The following is a 24,000-nucleotide window of genomic DNA, read 5'->3' as shown; positions in this document are numbered from 1 at the left end:
TCACATGACCTGGATAGCCGCCCTGCCCATGTACAACGTCTCCGCGCGGCTCGGGCGGGCGTATGAGGCGTTGTTGGTCACGCTGGCGGAGGAAGCCGGACAAGTGGTCGCGCTGGAAGCGCCCGCGGACTTGCCGCTGTTCTGGCGGCGGCGCGACCTGCTGCTTAGCCAGACCTGCGGCTATCCCTATATGACCCGGCTGCGCGGCGAGGTGACGCTGGTTGCCACGCCTTGCTACGATTTTGCCGGGTGTTCCGGCAGCGACTATTCGAGCGTGTTCGTGGTGCGCGATGGGGCCGATGTCGACGTGCTGGCGGATGCGATGGGACTGGTCGCGGCGGTCAATGATTTGCATTCCAATAGCGGCATGAATGTGCTGCGCCATGCGGTGGCACCGCTTGCGCGCGGCGGGCGGTTTTTCAGCAAGGTGGTCGTCTCGGGAAGCCATGCGGCCAGTGTGCGCATGGTGCGCGAAGGAGCGGCCGACATCGCGGCGGTGGATTGCGTCACGTGGGGGTATCTGGCGCGGGAAGATCCGGAGGCGGTGAAGGGATTGAAGGTGCTGGGGTATTCGGTGTCCTCGCCTGGATTGCCGTTGATTGCCGGTGGTGGCGTGGAGGAAGAACTGGTTTTGCGGATGCGCGACGCTTTGCTGAGGCCCACCTCGCGGCTGCGCGGCTTGATGGATGTGCTGAGCATTAGCGCCTTCGAATACCGCGACGATACCGATTACGCCCGGATTCTTGCTATCGAAGCCGAAGCCGGGGCGGCGGCTTACCCGGTAATCACGTAGGGCGGATTAGCGAAGCGTAATCGGCCATGTATGCTCCGCTGGTTGCGCATGCATGGCCGATTACGGCGTCCCGCCTAATCCGCCCTACGTGCCTCCACGTGTCATCGCGTGCCGTCTCCACGTGTCATCGCGTGCCGTCTCCACATGTCACCGCGCGCCGCGCCACAGCGGCACAGCCGTGGCATCGAGCTTGCGCGGCAGCAGGCCCTCGCCATAAAAAGCATCGGCGATGCGCTGCTGCTCGCCCAGCGCATCCTTGAGCACCAGCCGCACGTCGTAACTGCGGCGGCTATTGGCCAATTCCACCGTCTTCGCATCCAAGCCCCACGCCGGCGCCAGCAGCTCGGAAGCCTCCTTCGGCGACTGCTTGACCCACTTGCCCGTCTTGCGCAAGGCCTCAAAAACCACCGCCAATACATCCGAACGCGCTTCGGCATAGCTGCTGGCCGCCAGATAGTAGCGCTGATAGTCGGCGATGTTGCGGCCGTCCGCCAGAATCTTCACCGGCGACTGGCGCTGCACGCCTGCCAGGTACGGGTCCCAGGTCACCCAGGCGGCGACGCTGCCCCGCTCGAACGCGGCGCGGCCATCGGCCGGCGTCAGATAAGCCGGTTCGATGTCCTTGAAGCGCAAGCCGGCCTTGTCGAGCGCCGCGATCAGCAGGTAATGGCTGCCGGCCGCCTTGGTCAGCGCGATCTTCTTTCCCTTTAAATCCGCCACCGTGGCATACGGGGCGTCGGCCCGCACCACGATCGCTTGCGCCGACGGCGATGGCGCCTCCTGCGCAAAGTACGTCAACTGTGCGCCGGCCGCCTGCGCGAATACGGGCACCGTGTCCGCCACGTCGGCGCTGATATCGACGCCGCCGACGTTGAGCGCCTCCAGCAGCGGCAGGCCGCTGGAGAATTCATGCCAACTGACCTTGACGCCCAGCGGCCCCAGGTCCTGCTCCAACTGGCCACGCACCTTGAGGATGGTCAGCAGGGTGGACGACTTCTGATAGCCGATGCGCAGCGTCGAGGGTTTTTGCGCGAGCGCCGGCGAGGAGGCCAGCGGCAGCAAGGACGTCAGCGCAAGAAGGGACAGCACGGCACGGCGGCGGGGCATGGACATGGAGGCTCCTGTCATTGGTTATCCTCCGATTGTAGGATGCGTGCCGATGGCGCCGGAACGAATGGTTTCGCGTTTGGATATAGCGCCAGCGGATATCGTCCATGTAAATACATTATTCTCAAAATTCATATTTGAATATGATAAACAATTAGTTTCTACATAATTATCCGCGTCATAAGATCGCTCCGACTTAACCAATTTGTGGAGCTAATTTATGACAGTGTCGCGTCGGACCTTCCTCATGCGGCTTGCCGCGACCAGCGGCTATGCCGCCGCCACGGCGGCGATGACGACGTTGGGATTGGGCGCGCCGGCGATCGCGGTCGCCGGCCAGACCGCCGTGCCCCGGCTGGCGCCCGGCTCCGGTAAAGGCTTGCGCGTGCTGGTGCTGGGCGCCGGCATCGCCGGGTTGGTGTCCGCCTACGAGTTGCGCAAGGCGGGTTATGAAGTGCAGGTGGTCGAGGCGAGGGACCGCGTCGGCGGCCGTAACTGGACCATCCGCAACGGCACCCGCATCGAGCTGAACGACGGCACCACGCAGACCGCCGACTTCGAGCCGGATCACTACTTCAACGCCGGGCCGGCGCGTTTGCCCAGCCATCACCGGGCCATCCTCGGATACTGCCGCGAGTTCGGCGTGGAGCTGGAAGCAGAGGTCAACACCAGCCGCAGCGCCTACTTCCTGCCCGATCCGGCCAAGGGCGGCCAACCGGTGCAGCTGCGGCGCGCCATCAACGACGCACGCGGCCACATCTCCGAACTGCTGGCAAAGTCGGTCCATCGCGGCGCGCTGGATCAGGAGCTGAGCGCCGACGACCGCGCCAGGCTGGTCGACTTCCTCAAGGTGTACGGCGACCTGACGCCGCAGGCCGAATTCAAAGGCACCGAGCGATCCGGCTACAAGGTCTTTCCCGGTTCGGCCGAGCAGGTCGGCGAGCGGCACGAGCCGCTGTCGCTGGAAGCCCTGCTCGATCCCGATCTGTGGACGTCGCTGATCTTCGATGAACTGCTGATCTTCCAGCCGACGATGCTGCAGCCGGTCGGCGGCATGGACCGCATTCCGCACGCCTTCCACCAGCGACTGAAGGATGTGGTGCGCCTCAACACCGAGGTCAAGGCGATCCGCAATCAGCCGAATGGCGTCGATGTGACGGTACGCGACCGCGCCAGCGGCAAGGAGCAGGTGCTGTCGGCGGATTTCGCGATCACGACTTTCCCGTTGCCGGTGCTGGCGCTGGTCGACACCAATTTTTCGCCTGAGGTGAAGGCGGCGATTTCCGGCGTCCATTACGACACCGCCAGCAAAATCGCCTGGCAGTCGCGCCGCTTCTGGGAGACGGACACGCATATCTATGGCGGCATCTCGATCGTCAAACACGAGACGGCGTTGATCTGGTATCCCAGCGGCGGTTTTCACAAGACCAGCGGTGTGCTGGTTGGCTGCTACAACATCGGCCAGGCGGCCCGCGATTTCGCCGCCAAACCGCTGGCCGCGCAATTCGCGTCGTCACGCGGCGTCATCGACCGCGTGCATCCGGGGCGCGGCGCCGAATTGCAGCGTCCCGTCAGCGTGGCCTGGCACAAGGTGCCGTACAGCCTTGGCTCCTGGGTGCACTGGGCCACGCCGGCGGAGAGGGAATACACGCTGCTCAACCAGCCGGATGGACGCGTCTATTTCGCCGGCGAGTACCTGAGCCAGATCGGCGCATGGCAGGAGGGGGCGGCGTTGTCGGCCCACCATGCCGTCGCCGCCATTGCCGACCGCGTCGCCGCCGGCGATGCCGCGGTAAAACGCGCGGCCTGATTTCATTCACTTGAGAGAACACCATGAAAACCACATCCAAACTACTCGTCGCCAGCCTCCTGCTCACCACCGCCGCCGCCAGCGCGCAGCAGATCAAACGCACGCCCATCCCCAACTCCAGCTTCCCGATCTCGGTCGCCGTCACGGTCCCGGCCAACGCGGAGACCATCTACTTCAGCGGCGTGTTGCCGGAAGTCGCCGATGCCGCCGCGCCCAAAGGCACGCCGGCGGCCTATGGCAGCACGGAGACGCAGACAACGTCGGTACTGCGCCGCTTGCAGGCCGCACTGGCGGCGGAAGGCCTGAACTTCGGCGACGTTGTGTCGCTGCGAGTGTTCCTGGTGGGCGATCCGAAACTCGATAACAAACTCGATTTCAATGGCCTCAATACCGCCTTCGGCCAGTTCTTCGGCACCGCCGCGCAGCCGGCCAAGCCGGCCCGCACCGCATTGCAGGTCGCCGCGCTGCCGCTGCCGGGCGCTCTGGTGGAGATCGACCTGGTCGCCGCCCGCGTCAAGCCATAACTTTTTTTATTCAGGAGCTGAACCGCATGAATCAACCATCATCGATCCGACCACGCCTTCGTCCCGCCGCACTGGCCATCTCGTTGTTGTACGCAGCCGTTGCGCCAGCCATCGCTGCTGATGCCGAACCCGAGGTGGCGGCGCTGGCCGCCGTTGCGGTGCAAGATGTCGTCGTCACCGGCACCCGCGACATCCAGCGTTCGGCCGGAGAGAGCCTTAGCCCCATCGATGTGATCAGCGCAAAGGATTTGCAGCGTACCGGCCAGACCGACCTGCGTGACGCGCTGGTCAAGCTGCTGCCGTCGATAAACCGGCTGGCGCAAACCGGCGACGCCGCCAACCTGACCAGCGCCTTGACGCTGCGCGGGCTTAGCCCCAACCATGTACTGCTATTGGTGAACGGCAAGCGCCGTCACACCTCGGCCAACATCACGGCAGATGCGGGATCGCAGCAGGGCGCGACGCCGGTCGATATCGACCTGATACCAGTGAGCGCCGTCGATCATATCGAGGTGCTGCGCGACGGCGCCGCGGCGCAATACGGCTCGGACGCCATCGCCGGCGTGATCAACGTCATACTTAAATCATCCAGCCAGGGAGGCAGCCTGACCGCGACCACCGGTGAATACTATAAGCACGACGGCTTTACGCTGGGTGGCGCGGCCGATGTGGGCCTGCCGCTGGGCGGGGATGGCTTCCTGCATCTGAGTACGGAATACCGCCGCCATGAGCACAGCATGCGCAGCGGCGCCGATGAACGCACCGGCACCTACGTCAACCGCACGCTGGGCGATCCGCAAGTGCGGCGCGAATCGTTCGGCGCCAATGCCGGCATCGCGGTCGACAAGGATGTCGAGCTGTACGCATTCGCGACGGCGGCGCATCGCACCGGCGGCAGCTATCAGAACTATCGGCTGCCATCGAAGCTGCCGCAGGTGCATCCGGGCGGTTTTAGTCCCGTCGAAACCAGCAACGAGACCGATGCCGCGCTGACCGCCGGCATCAGGGGCACGGACCTGGCGGGATGGCGCTGGGACCTGAGCGCCAGCTACGGCATCGACAACGTCAAGATCAACATGGTCGATTCGGCCAACACCGATTTGTATGCGGCCACCGGCGCCACGCCGACCAGCTTCCATCTGGCGCAGTACAAGAATAGTCAGCAAAGCGTCAATGCGGACGTGGCGCGCGGGTTCGACACCGGTGCTCTGCCTTCCTCGCTGAGCGTCGCGCTGGGCGCGGAGTTCCGCCGGGAGACCTATGAAGTGGGGGCGGGTGACGAGGCGTCCTATTTCGGCAGCGGATCGCAAGCTTTGCCCGGTTTGTCGCCCATCAGCGCCGGCAAACACTCGCGTAATATCGGCGCCGCCTATGCCGATTTTTCGACCAAGCTGACGAACCAGTGGGAGGCCGAACTGGCCGGCCGCTATGAGCATTACAGCGACGCGGGCAGCACACGCAACGCCAAGGTATCGACTCGCTATGAGTTCAATCCGCGTTTCGCGTTGCGCGCGACGGCCAGCACCGGCTTCCGCGCGCCGTCGCTGGCGCAGGAAAACTACACCAGCCTGGCGGTGTCGCCCACCACCGCCGGCGGCCAGTTGGCCGTCAATTCGGACGCGGCCCGCAAACTGGGCGCGCTGGCGCTGCGTCCCGAGAAGTCGCGCAGCTTCAATCTGGGTCTTGTCGCCGAGCCGATCGACAATCTGCACATCACGGTGGACGCCTACCGCATCCTGATCCGCGACCGTATCGTCCAGGGCGGCACCTACACTGGCCAGGCGGCGATCGATGCGCTGACGGCGGCCGGCATCAGCCTGCCGAGCGGGCTGTCGTCGGTGAGCGCCAGCTATTACGCCAACGGCGTCGACACCCGCACGCAGGGGCTGGATTTTGTCGCGGGTTATCCCAGCAACCTGGGCGCCCTGGGACGGATCGACTGGGACTTCAGCGCCAACATCAACACCAGCAAGGTGACCAAGGTGGCCAATGACGGCAATGGACAGACGCTGCTCAATGCCCAGCAGGTAGGCTACCTGACGACTGCAACGCCGAAGAACAAGCTGATAGTCGGCGGCGTCTGGACGCTGGACGACTGGAGCGTGAGCCTGCACGCGGCCCGATACGGCAAGACCGCGACAGAGGCGACTTTCTATTCCGGGCCGAATATCTACTCGACGACGGTCTTCAACCACATAGAGAACAAGCCGAAAACGCTGACCGATCTGGAAGTGCGTTACGCCGTGACGAAAAAACTGCAACTGGCCGCCGGGGCGACCAATCTGTTCGACGTGTATCCGACCAAGGTGCCGGCCACCAGTCGTTACCTGGGCGTGTATCAGTACGATACGGCGGCCGCGCAGATACCGTTCAACGGCGGTTATTACTATGTGAGGGCGAACTACAAGTTCTGATAAGGGGGTAATATGACGTCTGTTTTTGCATGGCTTAACGCGATACTTACATGAAAATAGATGACATCAGTGCGTTCGTTGCGGTGGTGCGCAGCCAGTCGGTCAGCGCCGCCGCCGAGACGCTGGGCTTGACCCAGTCGGCGATCACCCGCCGCGTTCAGAACCTGGAGCAGGAGCTTGGCGTGGAACTGCTCGACCGCAGCGTCAAGCCGCCCAAACCCAGCTTGATGGGCAAGCAGGTGTTCGAGCAGTGCGGCAGGGTGCTGCAGGAAGTGGACCGCCTGCGCGACCTGGTGCAGGTGGACCAAGCCCCGCGCGGCGTGTTCCGCATCGGCGTCATCCAAACCATCGGCGACGTGGTGCTGCTCGATACGCTGCAAAATCTGAACCGCGCCTTCGACGGTTTGCACACCGAGGTGACGTCGGGCTGGGGATCGCAGTTGGTCGAGCGCGTCGCCAACGCGGAGATCGACGCGGCGGTGGCGTTGTTCCCGGCCACGAAAGTGCTGCCGGAAGGGCTGCGCGGGCGTACGCTGGGGCGCATCGAGCTGGTTGTCGTCGCGCAGAAGGGCGCCATGCCCAAGCGCGCCTACAAGCTGCGCGATATCTTCGGCACCGGCTGGGTGCTCAATCCGGACGGCTGCGGCTTCCGCGCCGGGCTGGCGCGCGCGCTGATGGAGCAGGGGCTGTCGTTCAAGATCAATCTCGAGACCTTCGGCGCCGACCTGCAACTGGGGCTGGCCGCTAGCGGCCTGGGACTGGGGCTGATGCCGCTTCCCATCCTGGAGCGCAGCCGCCACCGCGCGCAACTAGACATCGTCAACGTGGTCGACTTCAAGCCCGTGCTGGAGATCTGGCTGGTGCAGCCTTTGCAGCCAGGGCCGGTGCGGCATGCGATCGATTTCTTCGCGCAGGCGGTGGAGCAGGCATTCGCCGAGGCGCCGCTGAAGGCGGTGCCGAAGGTGGCCGCGCGCTAGCCCTTAATTATTCCTGAAAATCATATATCAATAGTCGAAACAATTAGTTTTGACATAATCATTTGCTACCTATACTAGATTTCAACGGCTCTCGAAGCCTTCGAATCTTCAGCATAGGGAAGCAAAGACATGTCGGTTTCTACTCCTGCCTATAGCGGTGTCACGGTACCGGCCGCCGGCACCGCACCCGCTCCAGCCAAGCCTTCCGTTTTCCTCTCCGTGTTGCGGCGCGCCGCCAGCCCGCTGGTGCTGCTCGCGCTGTGGGAGTTGGCCTCGCGCGCCGGCGTGCTGCCAGAGCGCGTGCTGGCGGCGCCGTCGCAGATCTTCGTCACGCTGGGAGAGCTGATCGTATCCGGTGAAATGGGCAGCAACGTGTGGGTGTCGCTACACCGCGTTCTCACCGGCCTGTCGGTGTCGCTCACGCTGGGCACCGCGCTGGCGCTGATCGCCGGCCTGTCGCGCCAGGGCGAGGTGGCGGTCGATTCGACCATGCAGATGGCGCGTACCTTGCCTTTCCTCGGGCTGGTGCCGTTGTTCATCCTGTGGTTCGGCATCGGCGAATTCACCAAGATCGCCTTGATCGCGTTCGCCACCACCTTCCCGATGTACCTGACGCTGTACAGCGGTATTCGCGGCATCGATTCCAAACTGGTCGAGGCGGCGCGGTTGTTCGGCTTGAGCTATCCGCAGCTGATCGTGCACGTGATCCTGCCCGGCGCCTTGCCATCCTTCCTGGTCGGCCTGCGCTATTCGCTGGGCGTGAGCTGGTTGTCGCTGGTGGCGGTGGAGCAGATCAACGCCACTGCGGGCCTGGGCTACCTGATTAACAATGCCCGCGACTTCATGCGCACCGACGTCATCGTCGTCTGCCTGCTGGTCTACAGCCTGCTGGGCCTCGCCACCGACCTGCTGGTGCGCGCCATCGAACACTATGCGCTGGCCTGGCGTCCGACTTTCATCAAGGACTGAGTATGCGAACCATTCAACTCGATCTGCCCGGCGTTGGCCTCACTGCGCGCAACGACGGCGTCGCCGGCTTCCGTCCGGAAGCGCCGGTGCCACCGCGCGCTCCAGTGCAGGCGCGCCTGTTGAGCAAACGTTTCGGCCCGAACCTCATTCTCGACCAGCTTAACCTGGATATCCGCGCCGGCGAATTCGTCGCGCTGCTGGGCCGCAGCGGTTCCGGCAAGACCACGCTGCTGCGCGCGCTGGCCGGGCTGGATCGCATCACTTCCGGCACGTTGGAGGTGCCGCAAGCCCGCGCCGCGGTGTTCCAGGAGCCGCGCCTGATGCCGTGGAAGCGCGCCTGGCGCAACGTCACGCTGGGATTGAAGATCGAGCAACCGCGCGAGCGCGCGCGCCGGGCGCTGGCCGAGGTGGGACTGGAGCACCGCGAGAACGCGTGGCCGGCGACGCTGTCCGGCGGCGAGGCGCAACGCGTGGCACTGGCGCGGGCGCTGGTGCGCGAACCACAACTGCTGCTGCTCGACGAGCCCTTCGCCGCGCTGGACGCGCTGACCCGCATCCGCATGCACCAGCTGATCCTGACGCTGTGGCGCCAGCACCGGCCATCCGTGCTGCTGGTGACCCACGATGTCGACGAGGCGGTGCTGCTGGCCGACCGCGTGCTGGTGCTGGAGAAGGGCCGCATCGTTTCCGATATCGCGATCACCCAGCCGCGCCCCCGCAGCGCCGAACGGCCCGAGTTCCAAAGGGTTCGCGCCCAGTTGCTGCAATTGCTGGGCGTGGAAACCGACGTGCCGCCGCCGGCGCCGGAAGTCCAGGCGCCGGCACCTGTCCATACCCCGTTCAACTTTAGTAATTTCTCGATCTGATCATGCCTACCTCCGTCCTCCGCCTGCCAGTCGCCGATACGGTCCATCAGTTGGACAGTCCGGAATTCGCCGCGCTGCTCGATAGCCTGAGCGCCGAATTCGGCGCCACCGCCGAACAGCACGACCGCGACGCCAGCTTCCCGCACAAGAATTTCGAGCGCCTGCATGAACTGGGACTGCTCGGCCTGACGGTGCCGCGCGCGCTGGGCGGGCTTGGCGCCAACCTGGCGCAGACAACCCGCGTGGTCGCCGCCGTGGCGCGCGGCGAGCCGTCCACCGCGCTGGTGCTGACGATGCAATACCTGCACCATGCGTCCGGCCGCCAGTCGAAGTGGCCGCCGCACCTGCTGCAGCGTGTTGTCGAAGAGACCCTGCGCGACGGTGCCCTGATCAACGCGTTGCGCGTGGAACCGGAACTGGGTACGCCCGCGCGCGGCGGCCTGCCGGCGACCACCGCGCGCCGCACCCCGGAAGGTTGGCGCATCAGCGGCCGCAAGATCTATTCGACCGGCATACCGCGTTTGACCTGGCTGGGTGTATGGGCCCGCAGCGACGATCCGGAGCCGCTGGTCGGCAGCTGGCTGGTGCGTCGCGATACCCCGGGCATCACCGTCATCGAAAACTGGGATCACCTGGGGATGCGCGCCACCGGCAGCCATGAGGTGGTGTTCGACGACGTGCTGGTGCCGCTCGATCACGCGGTGGAAGTGGCGCCGGCCGGCGCCGCGCCGGAGCTGGACGTCTCGTTGCTGTTGTGGATGTCGGTGCTGCTGTCGGCCATCTACGACGCCGTGGCGCGTTCGGCCCGCGATTGGTTGGCCGGCTGGATCGAGGAGCGCGTGCCGGCCAACCTGGGCGCGCCGCTTTCGACCCTGCCGCGCTTTCAGGAGGCGCTGGGTCAGTTGGATGCCTGGCTGTTTTCCAACCGCGTGCTGATCGACGCCGCCGCCAACGGCGCGGTGCCGGCATCGGACGGCTTCCGGATCAAATACCTGGTGACGAACCAGGCTATCCAGGTGGTGGAAAAGGCGATTGAGTTAAGCGGCAATCCCGGCCTGTCGCGCGCCAATCCGTTGCAGCGCCACTATCGGGATGTGCTGTGCAGCCGTATTCACACGCCGCAGAACGACACCATTTTAGTCAACAGCGGCAAGGCGGCATTCGCCGCCCGCGCCGCCAGGAAAAAACCTTCGTCCGGCGTGGCCGGTATTTCATCCATCACTGCAAAGGAAGCATCATGAGCATTGAATTCATCGGCTTTAGCGCCACCCAGGAAGTCTCCGAAACCGTGCTGCCCCAGGGCTCCGTCGTCAACAAGAGCTTCCTTGGCGCTGTCGCACGCGCCCACGAATACGCCGGTTTCGATCGCGTGCTCGTGGCCCACAGCAGCGCCTCCGTGGACGGCTTCCAGGTCGCCTCCTATATCGCATCGCAGACGCAGAAGCTGGGCATCCTGCTGGCCCATCGTCCTGGCTTCGTGTCGCCGACCTTGGCGGCGCGCCAGTTCGCCACGCTGGACCACTTCAGCGACGGCCGTCTGGCGGTCCACGTCATCAGCGGCGGCGACGACACCGAACAGCAGCGCGACGGCGACTTCCTCGATCACGACCAGCGCTACCAGCGCACCGACGAATACCTGGACGTGGTCAGGAAAACCTGGACCTCGGAAGGCCCGTTCGATCACGAAGGCCCGATCTACCGCTTCAAAGGCCAGTACGCCGGCGTGCGCCCGCTGAACAACCAGCATATTCCGGTCTACTTCGGCGGGTCGTCGGAGGCGGCCATCGACGTGGCGGGCAAGCATGCGGACGTGTACGCGCTGTGGGGCGAGTCGCTGGCGCAGGTGGCCGAGACGATCGCCCGGGTGCGTGCGGCCGCCGCCAAGCATGGCCGCGCCGACAAGATCCGATTCAGCCTGTCGCTGCGCCCCGTGCTGGCGGCGACCGAGGAACAGGCCTGGGCCAAGGCCGACGCCATCCTGGCCACCGCCACCGAACGGGTGAAGGGCAATGTCCACTTCAGCCAGCGCCCGCAGCAGCCGCAGAACGCCGGCTCCCGGCGCCTGCTCGACACGGCGGCGCAGGGCAGGGTGGTCGATGAGCGCCTGTGGACCGGGATCGCCGCGCTGACCAAGGCCGCCGGCAACTCGACCGGCTTGGTCGGCACGCCGGAGCAGGTGCGCGATGCGCTGCTCAAGTACTGGGAACTGGGCGTGACCACCTTCCTGATCCGGGGTTTCGACCCGATCCAGGACGCGCTGCAGTACGGCCGCGAGCTGATTCCGCTGGTGCGCGCGGCGGTGGCCGAACGCGAAGCGCGGCAAACCGATCAGCCATCGCGCCTGGCCGCCTGATACGGAGCAGTCGATGAGTTTATCCACCAGCCTAAACAAGAGCGACATCATCGTCGCCAGCCAGTTCGCCCCCGAGGTGAACGCGCTGCTGGCCGAACGTACCGGCCTGGCCGTGCGCGATGTGCCGCCTGGCCCGTTGACGGAACTGCCGCGCGGCGCCGATGTCCTGTTCGCGCTGCCCGCCCCGAAAGGCCAGACGCTGTTGCAGACGCCCGCGCCGGAAGGCTGGGACGCGGTGCGCTGGGTGCAGTTGGCTTCCGTCGGCATCGACTACTACCCGCACTGGCTGTTCCAGGGGCCGGTGGTCACGTCGGCGCGCGGCACCGCCTCCGTGGCCATCGCCGAATACGTGCTGGCGGCGATCTTCACGGCCGCCAAGCGTATTCCGGAAATTTGGCTGGAGCAGGCCAGCGACTGGCGCCGGCTGTCGCTAGGCCTGGTGCAAGGGACGACGCTTGGCCTTTACGGCTTTGGCTCGATCGGACAGGCGCTGGCGCAGCGCGCGCTGGCACTGGGCATCAAGGTGGTGGCGCTGCGCCGCTCCGACGCTACTTTCGGCATCGCTGGCGTCGAACGGGTCGATTCGCTCGATCAGCTGCTGGCGCGCTCCGATCATCTGGTGCTGGCGGCGCCGTCCACCGCCGAAACGCGCCACGCGATCAGCCGCGCCGCGCTGGCCCATGCCAAGCCAGGACTGCACTTGATTAATATCGCGCGCGGCAATCTGGTCGACCACCAGGCGCTGCTCGATGCCCTCAACGAAGGCAAGGTGGCGTTGGCGACGTTGGACGTGACCGATCCGGAGCCGCTACCGGCCGGGCATGCGTTCTACGGTCATCCGCGCGTGCGTCTGTCGCCGCATATTTCACCCAGCACCGACCAGATCGTGCCGGCGCTGATCGACAAGTTCGTGCTGAACCTGGACCGCTTCCGCAGCGGCGAACCTTTGACCGACGTGGTCGACACCGCGCGCGGCTACTGAACTTACAAGGAACAATCATGAGCAGCTCATCACCGCTTTATTCGGCGCCGTTGTCGCGGCCCCACCTGCGCCAGGTTGGCAAGAGCCTTCCCCGTCCGGCGATCTACGCCGCGCCGCGTGACGCCAACGGCAGCATCATTTTCGCAGAACCGCCGCCACCGCCGACCATCGAAGGCCAGCGACAGTACCGCAAGGAGAGGCTGGCGGTTTCCTTCCGCCTGTTCGCGCGCTATGGCTACGACATGGGCGGCGCCGGCCATATCACCGCGCGCGATCCGGAATACCCGGACCACTTCTGGGTCAACCCGGCGGGCGTCTACTTCGGCCATATTCGCGTATCGGATCTGATCTTGGTCAGCCACGACGGCAAGGTGGTGGAGGGGGACGGGCTGCTTAACCGCGCCGCCTTCGCCATCCACTCGGAGCTGCACAAGGCGCGGCCCGATGTCATCGCCGCGGCCCACTCGCACGGCTTGTATGGCAAGGCGTTCGCGGCCCAGGGCCGTCTGCTCGATCCACTGACCCAGGATTCGTGCGCGTTTTACCAGGACCACGCGATCTTTTCGGACTTCAGCGGCGTGGTGCTCGATTCGAGCGAGGGCGAACGCATCGCCGCCACTCTGGGCCGGCGCAAGGCGGTGATCCTGCAGAACCACGGCTTGTTGACGGTCGGCGCGTCGGTGGAATCGGCGGTATGGCGCTACATCGCCTTCGAGAACGCCGCCCAGGCGCAGCTGCTGTCCGAGGCGGCCGGGCCGACCAAGCCGATTCCGCACGAAGTGGCGCTGCACACGGCGAGCCAGATCGGCTCGGACGCCGGCGGCTGGTTCAGCTTTCAGCCGCTGTGGGATGTGATCACGCGCGAAGAGCCGGATCTGTTCGATTAATCCAGGAGAATCGTGATGTCTAGCGCTACGTTGTCATTGAACGACGCCTCCCAGGCCACCTTCGCGGGCTGGTTGCGCAGCCCCGGCGCGGCCGGCACGATGCTGGTGCATGGCGCGGCACTGCTGGCCATCTGGAGCTTCTCCAGCGGTGTGGTCAAGGCACCTGTGGCACCGCCGGTGGTGGAACTGATCCGCCTGCCGCCAGAGCCGAAGCGGGAACTGGCGCCGCCGAAGCCCGAGCCGGTGAAGGAAAAGCCGGTGCAACTGGCGCCGCCCAAACCGGTGGCGCAGCCCATGCCGGCACCGAAGACGGTGGATGCCTCGGCCGACAAGGCGGAGACCTATACGCCGCCTGCGGCGCCGGTGCAGGCCGCGCCCATCGGACCGGTGACGCCGGTGGCACCGGCACCGGCACAGCCACCCGCCCCCGCGCCGGTGGCGGCCGCGCCGAAGCAGATCGCCACCGAAGGCATTCCGACCGATTACGTGAACCAGGTCTATGCACGCATCAACAGCAATACCGATTATCCGCGCGAAGCGAAGATGCGCCGCCAGCAGGGCAAGGTCGGCTACCGCCTGACGCTCAATTCGCAGGGCGCGCTGATTTCCTTCGACATCCAGTCGTCCGGCGTGGAAGCGCTGGACGAGGCGGCGCGCGACGCCATTCGGCGCGCGGCGCCATTCCCCCGGTTGCCCGATCTGGGCGGCAGCTCGTATCTGCTGGCCGGGAACATCGTCTTCAAAATTAACTAGTCAAGGAAACCGCCATGAGTGCTACCCAAGTTGTCGCCCAGTCTGTTGCTCATCTTTCGCCGCTTCAGTTGTTCGAACAGGCCGACTTTATCGTTAAATCCATTATGGTGGTGCTGGTCCTGGCATCGCTCGCCAGTTGGGGCGTCATCATCGACAAGCTGCTGCGTTTCTCGCGTCTGCGCCGCAGTGCCATCGCCTGGACCGCCGCGCTCTCCGGCCAGCGCTCGCTGACGCGGCTGGCGCAGGAACTCAGGCAAAACCCCGGGGACCCTTTCGCCCGCATCTATCACGCCATCGTCGACGAATGGCACACCAGCCACCGCCAGCATTTGCAGGTCGATGCGGCGGGGCGCGACAGCCTGAAGGAACGCATCAACCGCGTCGGCCAGATCGGCAGCAACGTCGAGGTGGAGCAGTTGCAGAAAGGCCTGTCGATACTGGCCACCGTCGGTTCCGTGGCGCCGTTCGTAGGCTTGTTCGGCACCGTGTGGGGCATCATGAACGCGTTCCAGGGCATCGCCGCCAGTAACAGCACCAGCCTGGCCGTAGTGGCGCCGGGGATCGCCGAAGCCTTGTTCGCCACCGCGCTTGGCCTGGTGGCGGCGATTCCCGCCGTTGTCGCCTACAACCGCGCATCCGGGGATCTGAACAGCTATGCCGCACGTCTGTCCACGCTGGTCGGGCTGGTGGAAGTGCAGTTGTCGCGTCAACTGGAAGCCGGCGAGGCGCTGGTGGAAAACATCGACACCGTGCCGCCCAAGCCCGGGCGCGCGGCACGCAACGTCACGCCGCTGGCGGCACAGGGAGCCTGAGATGGGTGTCCGTTTATCTTCCGGCCCGGCTCACCGTCCAGGTCCGGTCAGCGATATCAATGTCACGCCGCTGGTCGATGTCATGCTGGTGCTGCTGATCGTGTTCATGGTGGCGGCACCGATGATGGCGGCGGGCGTCAAGGTCGACCTGCCAACTTCCAGCGCCAAGCCGCTGGAGGAGCCCAAGCCGCCCATCGTCGTCAGCATCGACGCCAGCGGCACGGTGTTCGTCAACCAGACCGCCGCCACGCCGGAGACGCTGCTGCCCCTGATGGCGCGGGAAGCCTCCGGCGACAAGGAACGCCGCATCCATCTGCGCGGCGACCAGGCGCTGGCCTACGGACGTATCGTCAAGACCATGGGAACCCTGAACGACGCCGGCTACGCCCGCATCGCGCTGGTCTCGGAAGCGCCAACACCCTAAACATACAATACAGAGGCTGGAAAAATGGATTCGATCACTTCGAAGGGCGACACTCGCCGTCAGTTCCTGCGCCGGAGCGCGCGATTGGGGGCCGGCGCCGGGCTGGCCGCGCTGCTGGGCGGCTGGAGCAATGCTACTCGGGCGGCGGCGACCCAGTTGCGCGACACCACGCTGCGGGTCGGCACCTACAAGGGCGGCGACTCATATTATTTTAACGAGGCGGGCGTCGCGGGCGCCCCTTACAAAACGGCGCTGGCCGAATTCGCGGCCGGGAACCTGATCGTCGAGGCGCTGGCGTCGGGTTCTTTGGACTTCGGCAGCATGAGCGAGATACCGCCGATCTTCGCCGCCGCCAGCGGCGCGCCGCTGAAGGTGATCGCCGTGCTGCGCGGGGACGTCAACAACCAGGTGGTGCTGGTGCCCAAAAACTCGACCATCACCGATCCGGCCCAGTTCAAGGGTAAGCGCATCGGCTATGCGCGGTCGACCACCTCGCACTACTTTCTGCTGCAGCTGCTGAAGGAAAACGGCCTTGGATTCAAGGACATCCAGCCGGTGGCGCTGCCGCCGCAGGACGCCTTCGCGGCGTTCAAGAGCGGGCAGCTCGATGCGTGGGTGATTTACGGCCTGGTGGTGGAGCTGGCCAAAAGCCAGGAGGGGGCGCGCGTGCTGCGCACGGCCGACGGCTACCTGTCTGGTAACTACGTCATCAGCACGTCGCCGCAGGCGATCGCCGATCCGCTCAAGCATGCCGCCATCGGCGACTATCTTCAGCGCGTGGCCAAGGTCTACGACTGGATCAACCGCAATCCGAAACCTTGGGCCGCCAAGAGCGGACAAATCGCCGGCGTACCGCAGCAGTTCTTCCTCAACCAGGCGACCCAGCGCAGCCAGCCCTACAAGCTGGCGGCGGTGGACGACGCGGCGATCAAGTCGCAGCAGCAGGTGGCCGATGTCTTCGCCGATGCCGGCTTGCTGGCACGCCGGGTCGACGTCAAACCAATCTGGGACCGCAGCTTTGCGAAGTATCTGGCCTGATCAAAAACAAACATATCGATAGAGGGAATTAACGCATGCGGCACTATAAGAATAATCAACCAAAACTGAAGGCTTTGCGCCTGGCGCTGTTGGCGGCCGGCCTGCTGGGAGGGGCCGGCGCGCTGGGGCAGACCAGCGTGGGGCAGGTGCAGGACGTGGTGGTCACCACCGGCGTGCGCGGCGAGGCGCGCACCGTGGCGGACAGCCCGGCGCCGATTGACGTCATCAGCGGCGAGCAGCTGATCCACACCGGCCGCGCGGAGCTGGCCGAGGCGCTGGCGCGCCTGCTGCCGTCGTTTAACTTCGGCACCAACCAGGCCGGCGTCAATTCCGTGGTGCGGCCGGTCAGCAACCGTGGTCTGGGGCCGGCGTATACGCTGGTACTGGTCAACGGCAAGCGCCGCCACAATTCGGCGCTGCTGACCAACGGCGGCGGCGATACCAGCGGCGTCAACGCGATCGATCTCGATACCATCCCGCTCAGCGCCATCGACCATATCGAAGTGCTCAAGGACAGCGCGGCCGCGCAATACGGCTCGGACGCGGTGGCCGGTGTGGTCAACGTCATCCTTAAAACGGGCAATCACGGCGGCCAGATATCGGCCGGCTATGGCGAATTGAAAAACGGCGACGGCGACCTGTCCAACAAGAAGCTGGAGGGCGACGTCGGCTTCGCGCTGGGCGACGATGGCTTTGTCCATATCGCCGCCGCGCTGCGCAAGCGCGGCCAATCGTGGGACAACTTCCCGTCGACGAATCTGGTCGCGTATTCGCCGGCGTCGAACCCGAAGAACGCCACCTGGAACCGGGACGGCGCACATAACGGCGATCCGGGCATCGAAGCCTACGACCTGGCCTTCAACGCCGAGAAGCCCTTCAACAAGGACGTTACGCTGTACGTCTTCGGCACCGCCGGCACCCGCAACACGGTGGCGGGCAATAACTTTCGCCGGCCGAACGGGCTGGCGACGATAGCGCAGGTGTACCCGGACGGCTATTTCGCGCTGAATAACATGAGCGCTTTCGACTTCCAGTTGAACGCCGGCGCGCGCGGCCGCGCGGGCGGCTGGAACTGGGATGTCAGCACCGGCTATGGCAAGAACCGCGCCCGCCAGTACAGCAACCAGACGCTCAATCCCTCGCTGGGACCATCCTCGCCGACCAGTTTCGATAACCTGGCCGTCTATCAGTTCGAGCAGTGGACCACCAACGAGGACTTCACGCGCGCGTTCGATATCGGCTTCAAAAAGCCTTTGCAGTGGTCGTGGGGCCTGGAGCAGCGCGTGGAGCGCTTCACCACCTACGCCGGCGATCCGCTCGGTTACGTCAATGGCGGCTACATCTTCAAACCGGGCGACCAGGAAGGCAATCCCAACGTGGGTAAACCGGCGGCCGTCGGCGCGCAAGCCGGCGTGGCGCTGTCGCCGGCCGACGCGACCAGCATCCGCCGCACCGTGCTGGCGATCTATAACGATATCGGTTTCTACCCGTTGGAGAACCTGTTCGTCGATGGCGCCGTGCGCGCGGAGCACTACAACGACAGCGCCGGCAACACCGCCAGCGGCAAGATCAATAGCCGCTACGACTTCTCGCCGAAGTTCGCCGTGCGTGGAACCGTCGGTTCCGGCTTCCGCGCGCCATCGCTGACGCAAACCGGCTACTCGCAAACCGACAACCGCACCAATATCAACCCCGTCACCGGCGTGGTGGAACCGAGCCTGTCCAAGCTGTTACGCAACGATTCGGCGCTGGCCCGCAGGTTCGGCGCGCGCGATCTCGATCCCGAAAAGTCGGTCAACTTCGGCATCGGCCTGGTGCTCAAGCCGGCCGATAACGTCAACGTCACGCTGGATGGCTATCAGGTCAAGGTCAAGGACCGCGTCATTCGCACCGGCTACATGTTCGGCCCCGCCTTCGCGCCGACGCTCGTCGCCGGAGGACTGACCGGCACCGAGTGGGTGCAGTACTTCGCCAACGGCGTCGATACCCGCACGCGCGGCGCGGACCTGGTGGCCGATGTCACCAGCGACTATGGCGCCTATGGGCTAGTGCGCTGGGGCGCGGCGCTCAACTGGAACCGTACCACGATCACCAGTATCAAAGCCACGCCGCCGGAGATCACCGCGCTGGGCGCCAACCCCGGCGGCAGCTCCGTGTGGTTCGGCTATTCGGCCGGCGGCGGCATCGGCGATCTGACGGCCACGCCGAAGACCAAGCTGATATTGTCGGCGCGCTGGTTCATCGGGCCCGTCGAGGCCAACGTCCAAACCACTCGCTACGACTCCTACGATTGGCAGACCACCGCCGACCGCGCCCGTGATTACCACTTCGGCGCCAAGTGGCTGACCGACGTCGACGTCAGCTACGCCGTCACGAAGCGCATCAAGCTGGTACTGGGCGCGGCCAACCTGTTCGACACAAGGCCGGACAGGAACGGTCCCGGCGACGCCAATTCCGGCAGCAGTGGATTCGTCTACGGCCCGGCGCCGTTCGCGCCCAGCGGCGCCTATTATTATGGCAAGGTGACTTATGACTTCTGATCCGAACCGCGTCCGCCGTCTGCTGGCGATGCTGCCGGCGGCCGCGATGCTCGGGGCGTGTGGCAAACCTACGGAGCAGGCTCGCGCGCACACCTCCGCGCCGGTCGACTTGTCCAAGGTGACGGTGGTGCTGGGAGACCAGGTCAAGCTGCTGCGCACCAAAGCCGAAGCGGCCGGCGTGCTCGATGACGTCCCATATAAGATCCAATGGGCCAGCTTCCAGGGCGCCGCGCCATTGTTCGAGGCGGTGGTGTCGGGCGACGTCGATACCGCGATGGCGGCCGATACGCCGGCCCTCGCCGCGGCGGCTGGGGGCGCGCGCGTCAAGGTGGTGGCGGCCAGCGTGTCGTCGCCCACCGGCGTGGCGATCCTGGTGCCGCCCGGTTCCCCGATCACGACCGTGGCCGATCTTAAAGGCCGCAACGTCATCGTCTCGTCGGCGCGTGGCAGCGTCGCGCACTATCTGCTGTTTGGCGCGCTGCGCGAGGCGGGCCTCAAGCCGGACGACGTCACCACCGGCTTTCTGCTGCCGAGCGACGCCGCCGTCGCCTTTTCGAGCGGGAAGATCGAAGCCTGGGCCACCTTCGGCACCTACCAGGCCAACGCCGAGATCCACGGCGCGCGCGTGCTGCGCGACGGCGTTGGCATCAACTCGGGCATCGGCGTGATCGCCGCGTCGGACGCCGCGCTGGCCGATCCCGGCAAGCGCGCGGCCCTGGCCGACGTGCTGCGTCGCCTGGCGCTGTCCAACACCTGGGCCAATGCCCATCCCAGGGAGTACGCCCAGGTGTTCCAGCGCCTGACAGGCCTGCCGGCCGACGTGGTCAAGCTGGTGGTCGAGCGCGACCGCCCGCAACTGCGCGCCGTCGATGGGCAAATCGTCACGCAACTGCAGCAGGTGGCCGATACATTTTTTGAAGCGAAGCTGTTCCCGCGCCGGGTCGATGCCAGCCTGCTGGTCGACACCACACTTTTCCGGCCGGTCTAATCACATTTCAGGAGCATCGCAATGACTACATCAGCACAACGTCAACTCAAACTCGGCTTCATCCTGCACGGCGTGGGTCCCGGCTGGGGCGACTGGCGCCATCCGGACGCCGATCCGACCGCTAGCACCAATATCGATTTCTACCTGCGCCAGGCCAAGCTGGCGGAGGAGGGCAAGTTCGATTTCCTGTTCGTGGCGGACAGCGTCCACATCACCGAGAAATCCAGCCCGCACTACCTGAACCGCTTCGAACCGCTGACCATCCTGTCGGCGCTGGCCACCGCCACCAGGAACATCGGCCTGGTGGGCACGCTGACGGTCAGCTACAGCGAGCCATATACGGTCGCCCGCCAGTTCGCATCGCTGGATCACATCAGCCGTGGCCGGGCCGGCTGGAACGTGGTCACGTCCTGGCTGTCGGGCAGCGCGGAAAACTACGGCAAGCCGACGCACCCGCCGCACGAGGTGCGTTACCGGATCGCCGCCGAGCATCTGCAGACCGTGCAGGGGCTGTGGGATTCGTGGGAGGACGACGCGCTGGTGCACGACAAGGCCAGCGGCCAATTCATCGATGCCGACAAGCTGCACACGCTGCACCACCAGGGCGAGTTCTTCTCGGTGCGCGGGCCGCTGAACATCAGCCGCTCGCCGCAAGGGCAGCCGGTGATCTTCCAGGCCGGCGCCTCGGAGGACGGCCGCAATTTTTCGGCGCGCCACGCGGAGGCTTTTTTCACTGAGGGATCGTCCTTCGAGTCGTCGCAGGCCTACTATGCGGACATCAAGAAGCGCGCCGTCGCCTTCGGCCGGCCCGCCGCCAAACTGGCGGTGTTGCCGGCGCTGCGCGCCATCGTCGGCCGCACCGAGGAGGAGGCGCGGCGCCTGTACCAGGAAGCGGTCTCGCTGGTGCGCATCGAGGACGCGCTGGTGGCGCTGGCGCGCTCCTTCAACGAGCATGACTTGACGCAGTATCCGCTCGACGGGCCGTTTCCGGATATCGCCCAATACGGCGCCGAGAGCAACCGCAGCGCCTCCGAGCGCATCATCCGCGTCGCCCGCGAAGAAAATCTGACCCTGCGCGAGACCGCGCTGCGTTACGCCAGCCCGCGCAAGGAGTTCGTCGGCACCGGTGTGCAGGTGGCGGACGCGATTCAGAACTGGTTCGATGGCGGCGCCGCCGACGGCTTTATACTGTTCGAATCGCTGCCGCGCCAGCTCGACGCTTTTGTCGCCGAGGTGGTGCCGGTGCTGCAACAGCGCGGGTTGTTCCGCCGGGAGTACCAGCACAGCACCCTGCGCGGCAACCTGGGACTGGACGTGCCGGAAAACCCCAACACCGCCGCCCGCCGCCAGGCCGCCTGAGATCGGGAGAACGAGATGAGTACACCACTGGGTTTTGAAACGCCGCCCCGCCTGCGGCATTTCGTCGAGGCGCTGGACGCGCTGCTGGGACCGGGGCGGGGGCCGGCGCTGGACGAAACGCGCGTCGTCGCGCAGGGCTCCGAACTGCTGCGCGAGCTGGTGTCGCATGACGACTGGCTGCCGCAACAGGCGGCGCAGCCGGACCCCCAGTACTACCGCCAGTATCTGTTGTACCGCGATCCGGCGGCGCGGTTTTCGGTGGTCAGCTTCGTATGGGGACCGGGCCAGTCGACGCCGATCCACGACCACACCGTATGGGGCCTGATCGGCCTGTTGCGGGGCGCGGAGATCTCGCAGGACTACCAGCGCCGCGCCGACGGCCGGCTTGAGAAGGCGGGCGAGGCGCGGCGGCTGGAAACGGGCGTCGTGACGGCCGTGTCGCCCACGCTCGGCGACATCCATCAAGTATTCAACGCCTACGACGACCGCGTTTCGATCGGCATCCACGTCTACGGCGCCGACATCGGCGCCGTCGATCGCAGCGTGTTCACCCCCGAGGGCGCGGTCAAGCCTTTCCGTTCCGGCTACGCCAATGCCGCCTGACCGTCCACACAATCCAAGTATCCGAGGAATCCAACGCCATGACTAAGAACCCGCTCCAAACCGGCCTGCTTGGCTTCCCCTACCGCAGCCCACAGCAAGTGCGCGAAGACCTGCTGGCGCGGCGCGAGATCGCGCTGCTCGATGTGCGCGAAGAAGATCCGCATGCGCAGGCGCATCCGCTGTTTGCCGCCAACCTGCCATACGGCCGCATCGAACTCGATGCCTACGCCAAGCTGCCGCGCCGCGACGTGCCCATCGTCGTGCTGGATGGCGGCGAGGGATTGGCGGTGTCCGCCGCCAGCCGCTTGCGGCAATTGGGCTACACCGACGTTTCGCTGCTGGCGGGCGGCGTCGCCGGCTGGCAGGCCGCCGGCGGCGAATTGTTCCGCGACGTGAATGTGCCCAGCAAGGCCTTCGGCGAGCTGGTCGAGGCGAAGCGCCATACCCCGTCGCTGTCGGCGCCGGAAGTGCGGGCGCTGATCGACGGCGGCGAGGACATCGTCATCCTCGACGCGCGCCGCTACGACGAGTACCAGACCATGAGCATTCCGGGCAGTTTCAGCGTTCCCGGCGCCGAGCTGGCGCTGCGCGCGCGGGAGCTGGCGCCCGATCCCAAGACACAAATTATCGTCAACTGCGCCGGCCGAACCCGCAGCATCATCGGCACGCAATCGCTGATCAACGCTGGAATTCCCAATCCGGTTGCTGCACTGCGCAACGGCACGATAGGCTGGACGCTGGCGCGGCAAAAACTGGAGCATGGCCAGTCGCGCACTTACCCGCCGGCGTCCGAATCCAACCGCCTGACGGCCGCCGGCGATGCCAGATCCCTGGCAGACCGCGCCGGCGTGCGCCGCCTCGACCGCGCGGGACTGGACGCTTTGAAGGCCGACGCCTCGCGCACCATTTATCTGTTCGACGTGCGCGCTCCGGCGGAATTCCGCGACGGCCGCCTGCCGGGCTTCCGCTCGGCGCCGGGCGGCCAGCTGGTGCAGGAAACCGAACAGTTCGCACCGGTGCGTGGCGCGCGCATCGTGCTCGCCGACAGCGATGGCGTGCGCGCCAACCTGACCGCCCACTGGCTGGCGCAAATGAACCACGAGGTCTACGTGATCGACGGCCTGCAAGCGGCCGACTTCAATTTGACGGAGGCGTGGGCCGACCAGCTGCCGCCGCAGCCCGAAGTGCGCGAGATAGGCGCGGGCACATTGACGCAATGGCTCGCCGACGTGCCACAGGATACGGTGCTGCTGGATTTTACTGCCGGCGTCAATTACAAAAAGCGCCACATCCCGGGCGCCTGGTTCGCGCTGCGCTCCGAATTACCGGCGGTCGTGGCGAAACTGGCGCCGGGCGCTAAACGTTATGTGCTCACCTGCGGCAGCAGCCTGCTGGCGCGCTATGTCGTGGCCGATCTGCGCGCGCTGACCGATGTGCCGATCCACGTGCTCGCGGGCGGCACGCAGGCGTGGGCCGCCGCCGGACTGCCGCTGGAGGAGGGGCCGACCCGCCTGGCGTCGCCGCTGATCGACCGTTACCGCCGGCCTTACGAGGGCACCGACAATCAGGACGAGGCGATGCAGGCCTATCTCGATTGGGAGTTTGGGCTGGTCGAACAGCTCGGACGCGACGGCACGCACGGTTTCGTGGTTGTTTAGCTATTCTTCCTTGTAACAAGCGCAACGCTATGCGTCCCTTAATGGATGCATGCGTTGCGTTTTGGTTGCGGCGCAGCGTAAATTTCCTCATTGTTGTCTTGTGGTAATAGGGTTCCGGTATACTTAAATGTGACCGCGCAATA

The 24,000-nt window shown here is 65.6% G+C and carries 21 protein-coding genes; 20 read left to right on the top strand and 1 reads right to left on the bottom strand.

The annotated features are described in order from the left end of the window. The first annotated feature begins 4 nt into the window (after nucleotides 1–4). On the top strand, nucleotides 5–793 hold the full coding sequence (locus JOD97_RS07310) for a phosphate/phosphite/phosphonate ABC transporter substrate-binding protein (protein WP_209714704.1): 789 nt from the start codon (nucleotides 5–7) through the stop codon (nucleotides 791–793). Nucleotides 794–940: 147 nt separating this feature from the next. On the opposite strand, the gene JOD97_RS07305 is transcribed toward JOD97_RS07310, so the two are convergent. Then, nucleotides 941–1,906 (bottom strand): aliphatic sulfonate ABC transporter substrate-binding protein, encoded by a 966-nt coding sequence (locus JOD97_RS07305; protein WP_209714701.1) that lies wholly within the window; start codon nucleotides 1,904–1,906, stop codon nucleotides 941–943. A 214-nt stretch (nucleotides 1,907–2,120) separates the two neighbouring features. On the opposite strand from JOD97_RS07305, the gene JOD97_RS07300 reads away from it, so the two are divergent. The 19 genes from JOD97_RS07300 (at nucleotide 2,121) to JOD97_RS07210 (ending at nucleotide 23,857) form a co-directional block, all read left to right on the top strand. Next, nucleotides 2,121–3,710, top strand: coding sequence for a flavin monoamine oxidase family protein (locus JOD97_RS07300; protein WP_229264216.1), 1,590 nt, complete (start codon nucleotides 2,121–2,123; stop codon nucleotides 3,708–3,710). 23 nt (nucleotides 3,711–3,733) lie between these two features. Continuing rightward, nucleotides 3,734–4,234 carry a RidA family protein gene (locus JOD97_RS07295; protein ID WP_209714699.1) on the top strand — a complete coding sequence of 167 codons (501 nt, stop codon included), beginning with the start codon at nucleotides 3,734–3,736 and terminating at the stop codon, nucleotides 4,232–4,234. 26 nt (nucleotides 4,235–4,260) lie between these two features. After that, nucleotides 4,261–6,648, top strand: coding sequence for a TonB-dependent siderophore receptor (locus tag JOD97_RS07290; RefSeq protein WP_209714697.1), 2,388 nt, complete (start codon nucleotides 4,261–4,263; stop codon nucleotides 6,646–6,648). A gap of 50 nt (nucleotides 6,649–6,698) precedes the next feature. Next, entirely contained in the window at nucleotides 6,699–7,625 is a 927-nt protein-coding gene (locus JOD97_RS07285; protein ID WP_209714695.1) for a LysR family transcriptional regulator, read from the top strand. A 129-nt stretch (nucleotides 7,626–7,754) separates the two neighbouring features. Then, nucleotides 7,755–8,594 (top strand): ABC transporter permease, encoded by an 840-nt coding sequence (locus tag JOD97_RS07280; RefSeq protein ID WP_229264215.1) that lies wholly within the window; start codon nucleotides 7,755–7,757, stop codon nucleotides 8,592–8,594. A 2-nt stretch (nucleotides 8,595–8,596) separates the two neighbouring features. Next, entirely contained in the window at nucleotides 8,597–9,460 is an 864-nt protein-coding gene (locus JOD97_RS07275) for an ABC transporter ATP-binding protein (protein ID WP_209714693.1), read from the top strand. Between the two features lie 2 nt (nucleotides 9,461–9,462). Continuing rightward, nucleotides 9,463–10,701 (top strand): acyl-CoA dehydrogenase family protein, encoded by a 1,239-nt coding sequence (locus JOD97_RS07270; RefSeq protein ID WP_209714691.1) that lies wholly within the window; start codon nucleotides 9,463–9,465, stop codon nucleotides 10,699–10,701. After that, nucleotides 10,698–11,813 (top strand): LLM class flavin-dependent oxidoreductase, encoded by a 1,116-nt coding sequence (locus tag JOD97_RS07265; protein ID WP_209714690.1) that lies wholly within the window; start codon nucleotides 10,698–10,700, stop codon nucleotides 11,811–11,813. The genes JOD97_RS07270 and JOD97_RS07265 overlap by 4 nt, the downstream gene beginning before the upstream one ends. Before the next feature lie 13 nt (nucleotides 11,814–11,826). Further along, a complete protein-coding gene (locus JOD97_RS07260) occupies nucleotides 11,827–12,795 on the top strand; it encodes a D-isomer specific 2-hydroxyacid dehydrogenase family protein (protein WP_209714688.1) in 969 nt (322 codons plus the stop codon). Further along, nucleotides 12,792–13,682 (top strand): class II aldolase/adducin family protein, encoded by an 891-nt coding sequence (locus JOD97_RS07255; RefSeq protein ID WP_373999829.1) that lies wholly within the window; start codon nucleotides 12,792–12,794, stop codon nucleotides 13,680–13,682. The genes JOD97_RS07260 and JOD97_RS07255 overlap by 4 nt, the downstream gene beginning before the upstream one ends. A 15-nt stretch (nucleotides 13,683–13,697) precedes the next feature. Beyond that, complete coding sequence (locus JOD97_RS07250) at nucleotides 13,698–14,435, top strand: TonB family protein (protein WP_209714684.1); 738 nt, start codon at nucleotides 13,698–13,700, stop codon at nucleotides 14,433–14,435. Between the two features lie 14 nt (nucleotides 14,436–14,449). Beyond that, nucleotides 14,450–15,247, top strand: a complete 798-nt coding sequence (gene tolQ, locus JOD97_RS07245; RefSeq protein ID WP_209714682.1) for a protein TolQ — start codon at nucleotides 14,450–14,452, stop codon at nucleotides 15,245–15,247. Nucleotide 15,248: 1 nt separating this feature from the next. Further along, nucleotides 15,249–15,671: a biopolymer transporter ExbD gene (locus JOD97_RS07240; protein ID WP_209714680.1), complete on the top strand. Its 423-nt coding sequence runs from the start codon at nucleotides 15,249–15,251 to the stop codon at nucleotides 15,669–15,671. 24 nt (nucleotides 15,672–15,695) lie between these two features. Beyond that, a complete protein-coding gene (locus JOD97_RS07235) occupies nucleotides 15,696–16,709 on the top strand; it encodes an ABC transporter substrate-binding protein (RefSeq protein ID WP_209714678.1) in 1,014 nt (337 codons plus the stop codon). Between the two features lie 35 nt (nucleotides 16,710–16,744). Continuing rightward, nucleotides 16,745–19,249, top strand: a complete 2,505-nt coding sequence (locus JOD97_RS07230; RefSeq protein ID WP_209714676.1) for a TonB-dependent siderophore receptor — start codon at nucleotides 16,745–16,747, stop codon at nucleotides 19,247–19,249. Beyond that, nucleotides 19,239–20,237 (top strand): ABC transporter substrate-binding protein, encoded by a 999-nt coding sequence (locus JOD97_RS07225; RefSeq protein WP_209714674.1) that lies wholly within the window; start codon nucleotides 19,239–19,241, stop codon nucleotides 20,235–20,237. The genes JOD97_RS07230 and JOD97_RS07225 overlap by 11 nt, the downstream gene beginning before the upstream one ends. 21 nt (nucleotides 20,238–20,258) lie before the next feature. After that, nucleotides 20,259–21,596, top strand: a complete 1,338-nt coding sequence (locus JOD97_RS07220; RefSeq protein WP_209714671.1) for an LLM class flavin-dependent oxidoreductase — start codon at nucleotides 20,259–20,261, stop codon at nucleotides 21,594–21,596. Between the two features lie 15 nt (nucleotides 21,597–21,611). Further along, nucleotides 21,612–22,199: a cysteine dioxygenase gene (locus JOD97_RS07215; RefSeq protein WP_209714670.1), complete on the top strand. Its 588-nt coding sequence runs from the start codon at nucleotides 21,612–21,614 to the stop codon at nucleotides 22,197–22,199. A 38-nt stretch (nucleotides 22,200–22,237) separates the two neighbouring features. Further along, nucleotides 22,238–23,857 carry a rhodanese-related sulfurtransferase gene (locus JOD97_RS07210; RefSeq protein WP_209714668.1) on the top strand — a complete coding sequence of 540 codons (1,620 nt, stop codon included), beginning with the start codon at nucleotides 22,238–22,240 and terminating at the stop codon, nucleotides 23,855–23,857. The last annotated feature ends 143 nt before the right edge of the window (nucleotides 23,858–24,000 follow it).

It is taken from the genome of Duganella sp. 1411 (assembly GCF_017833525.1).
Taxonomy (GTDB): Bacteria; Pseudomonadota; Gammaproteobacteria; order Burkholderiales; family Burkholderiaceae_D; genus Rugamonas.
This window is presented reverse-complemented; position numbering and strand designations above follow the sequence as displayed.

Bases quoted from the DNA above. Each gene is read 5' to 3' on its own strand.
- JOD97_RS07310 (WP_209714704.1), top strand. From the start codon at position 5: ATGACCTGGATAGCCGCCCTGCCCATGTACAACGTCTCCGCGCGGCTC.
- JOD97_RS07305 (WP_209714701.1), bottom strand. From the start codon at position 1,906: ATGTCCATGCCCCGCCGCCGTGCCGTGCTGTCCCTTCTTGCGCTGACG.
- JOD97_RS07300 (WP_229264216.1), top strand. From the start codon at position 2,121: ATGACAGTGTCGCGTCGGACCTTCCTCATGCGGCTTGCCGCGACCAGC.
- JOD97_RS07295 (WP_209714699.1), top strand. From the start codon at position 3,734: ATGAAAACCACATCCAAACTACTCGTCGCCAGCCTCCTGCTCACCACC.
- JOD97_RS07290 (WP_209714697.1), top strand. From the start codon at position 4,261: ATGAATCAACCATCATCGATCCGACCACGCCTTCGTCCCGCCGCACTG.
- JOD97_RS07285 (WP_209714695.1), top strand. From the start codon at position 6,699: ATGAAAATAGATGACATCAGTGCGTTCGTTGCGGTGGTGCGCAGCCAG.
- JOD97_RS07280 (WP_229264215.1), top strand. From the start codon at position 7,755: ATGTCGGTTTCTACTCCTGCCTATAGCGGTGTCACGGTACCGGCCGCC.
- JOD97_RS07275 (WP_209714693.1), top strand. From the start codon at position 8,597: ATGCGAACCATTCAACTCGATCTGCCCGGCGTTGGCCTCACTGCGCGC.
- JOD97_RS07270 (WP_209714691.1), top strand. From the start codon at position 9,463: ATGCCTACCTCCGTCCTCCGCCTGCCAGTCGCCGATACGGTCCATCAG.
- JOD97_RS07265 (WP_209714690.1), top strand. From the start codon at position 10,698: ATGAGCATTGAATTCATCGGCTTTAGCGCCACCCAGGAAGTCTCCGAA.
- JOD97_RS07260 (WP_209714688.1), top strand. From the start codon at position 11,827: ATGAGTTTATCCACCAGCCTAAACAAGAGCGACATCATCGTCGCCAGC.
- JOD97_RS07250 (WP_209714684.1), top strand. From the start codon at position 13,698: ATGTCTAGCGCTACGTTGTCATTGAACGACGCCTCCCAGGCCACCTTC.
- tolQ (WP_209714682.1), top strand. From the start codon at position 14,450: ATGAGTGCTACCCAAGTTGTCGCCCAGTCTGTTGCTCATCTTTCGCCG.
- JOD97_RS07240 (WP_209714680.1), top strand. From the start codon at position 15,249: ATGGGTGTCCGTTTATCTTCCGGCCCGGCTCACCGTCCAGGTCCGGTC.
- JOD97_RS07235 (WP_209714678.1), top strand. From the start codon at position 15,696: ATGGATTCGATCACTTCGAAGGGCGACACTCGCCGTCAGTTCCTGCGC.
- JOD97_RS07230 (WP_209714676.1), top strand. From the start codon at position 16,745: ATGCGGCACTATAAGAATAATCAACCAAAACTGAAGGCTTTGCGCCTG.
- JOD97_RS07225 (WP_209714674.1), top strand. From the start codon at position 19,239: ATGACTTCTGATCCGAACCGCGTCCGCCGTCTGCTGGCGATGCTGCCG.
- JOD97_RS07220 (WP_209714671.1), top strand. From the start codon at position 20,259: ATGACTACATCAGCACAACGTCAACTCAAACTCGGCTTCATCCTGCAC.
- JOD97_RS07215 (WP_209714670.1), top strand. From the start codon at position 21,612: ATGAGTACACCACTGGGTTTTGAAACGCCGCCCCGCCTGCGGCATTTC.
- JOD97_RS07210 (WP_209714668.1), top strand. From the start codon at position 22,238: ATGACTAAGAACCCGCTCCAAACCGGCCTGCTTGGCTTCCCCTACCGC.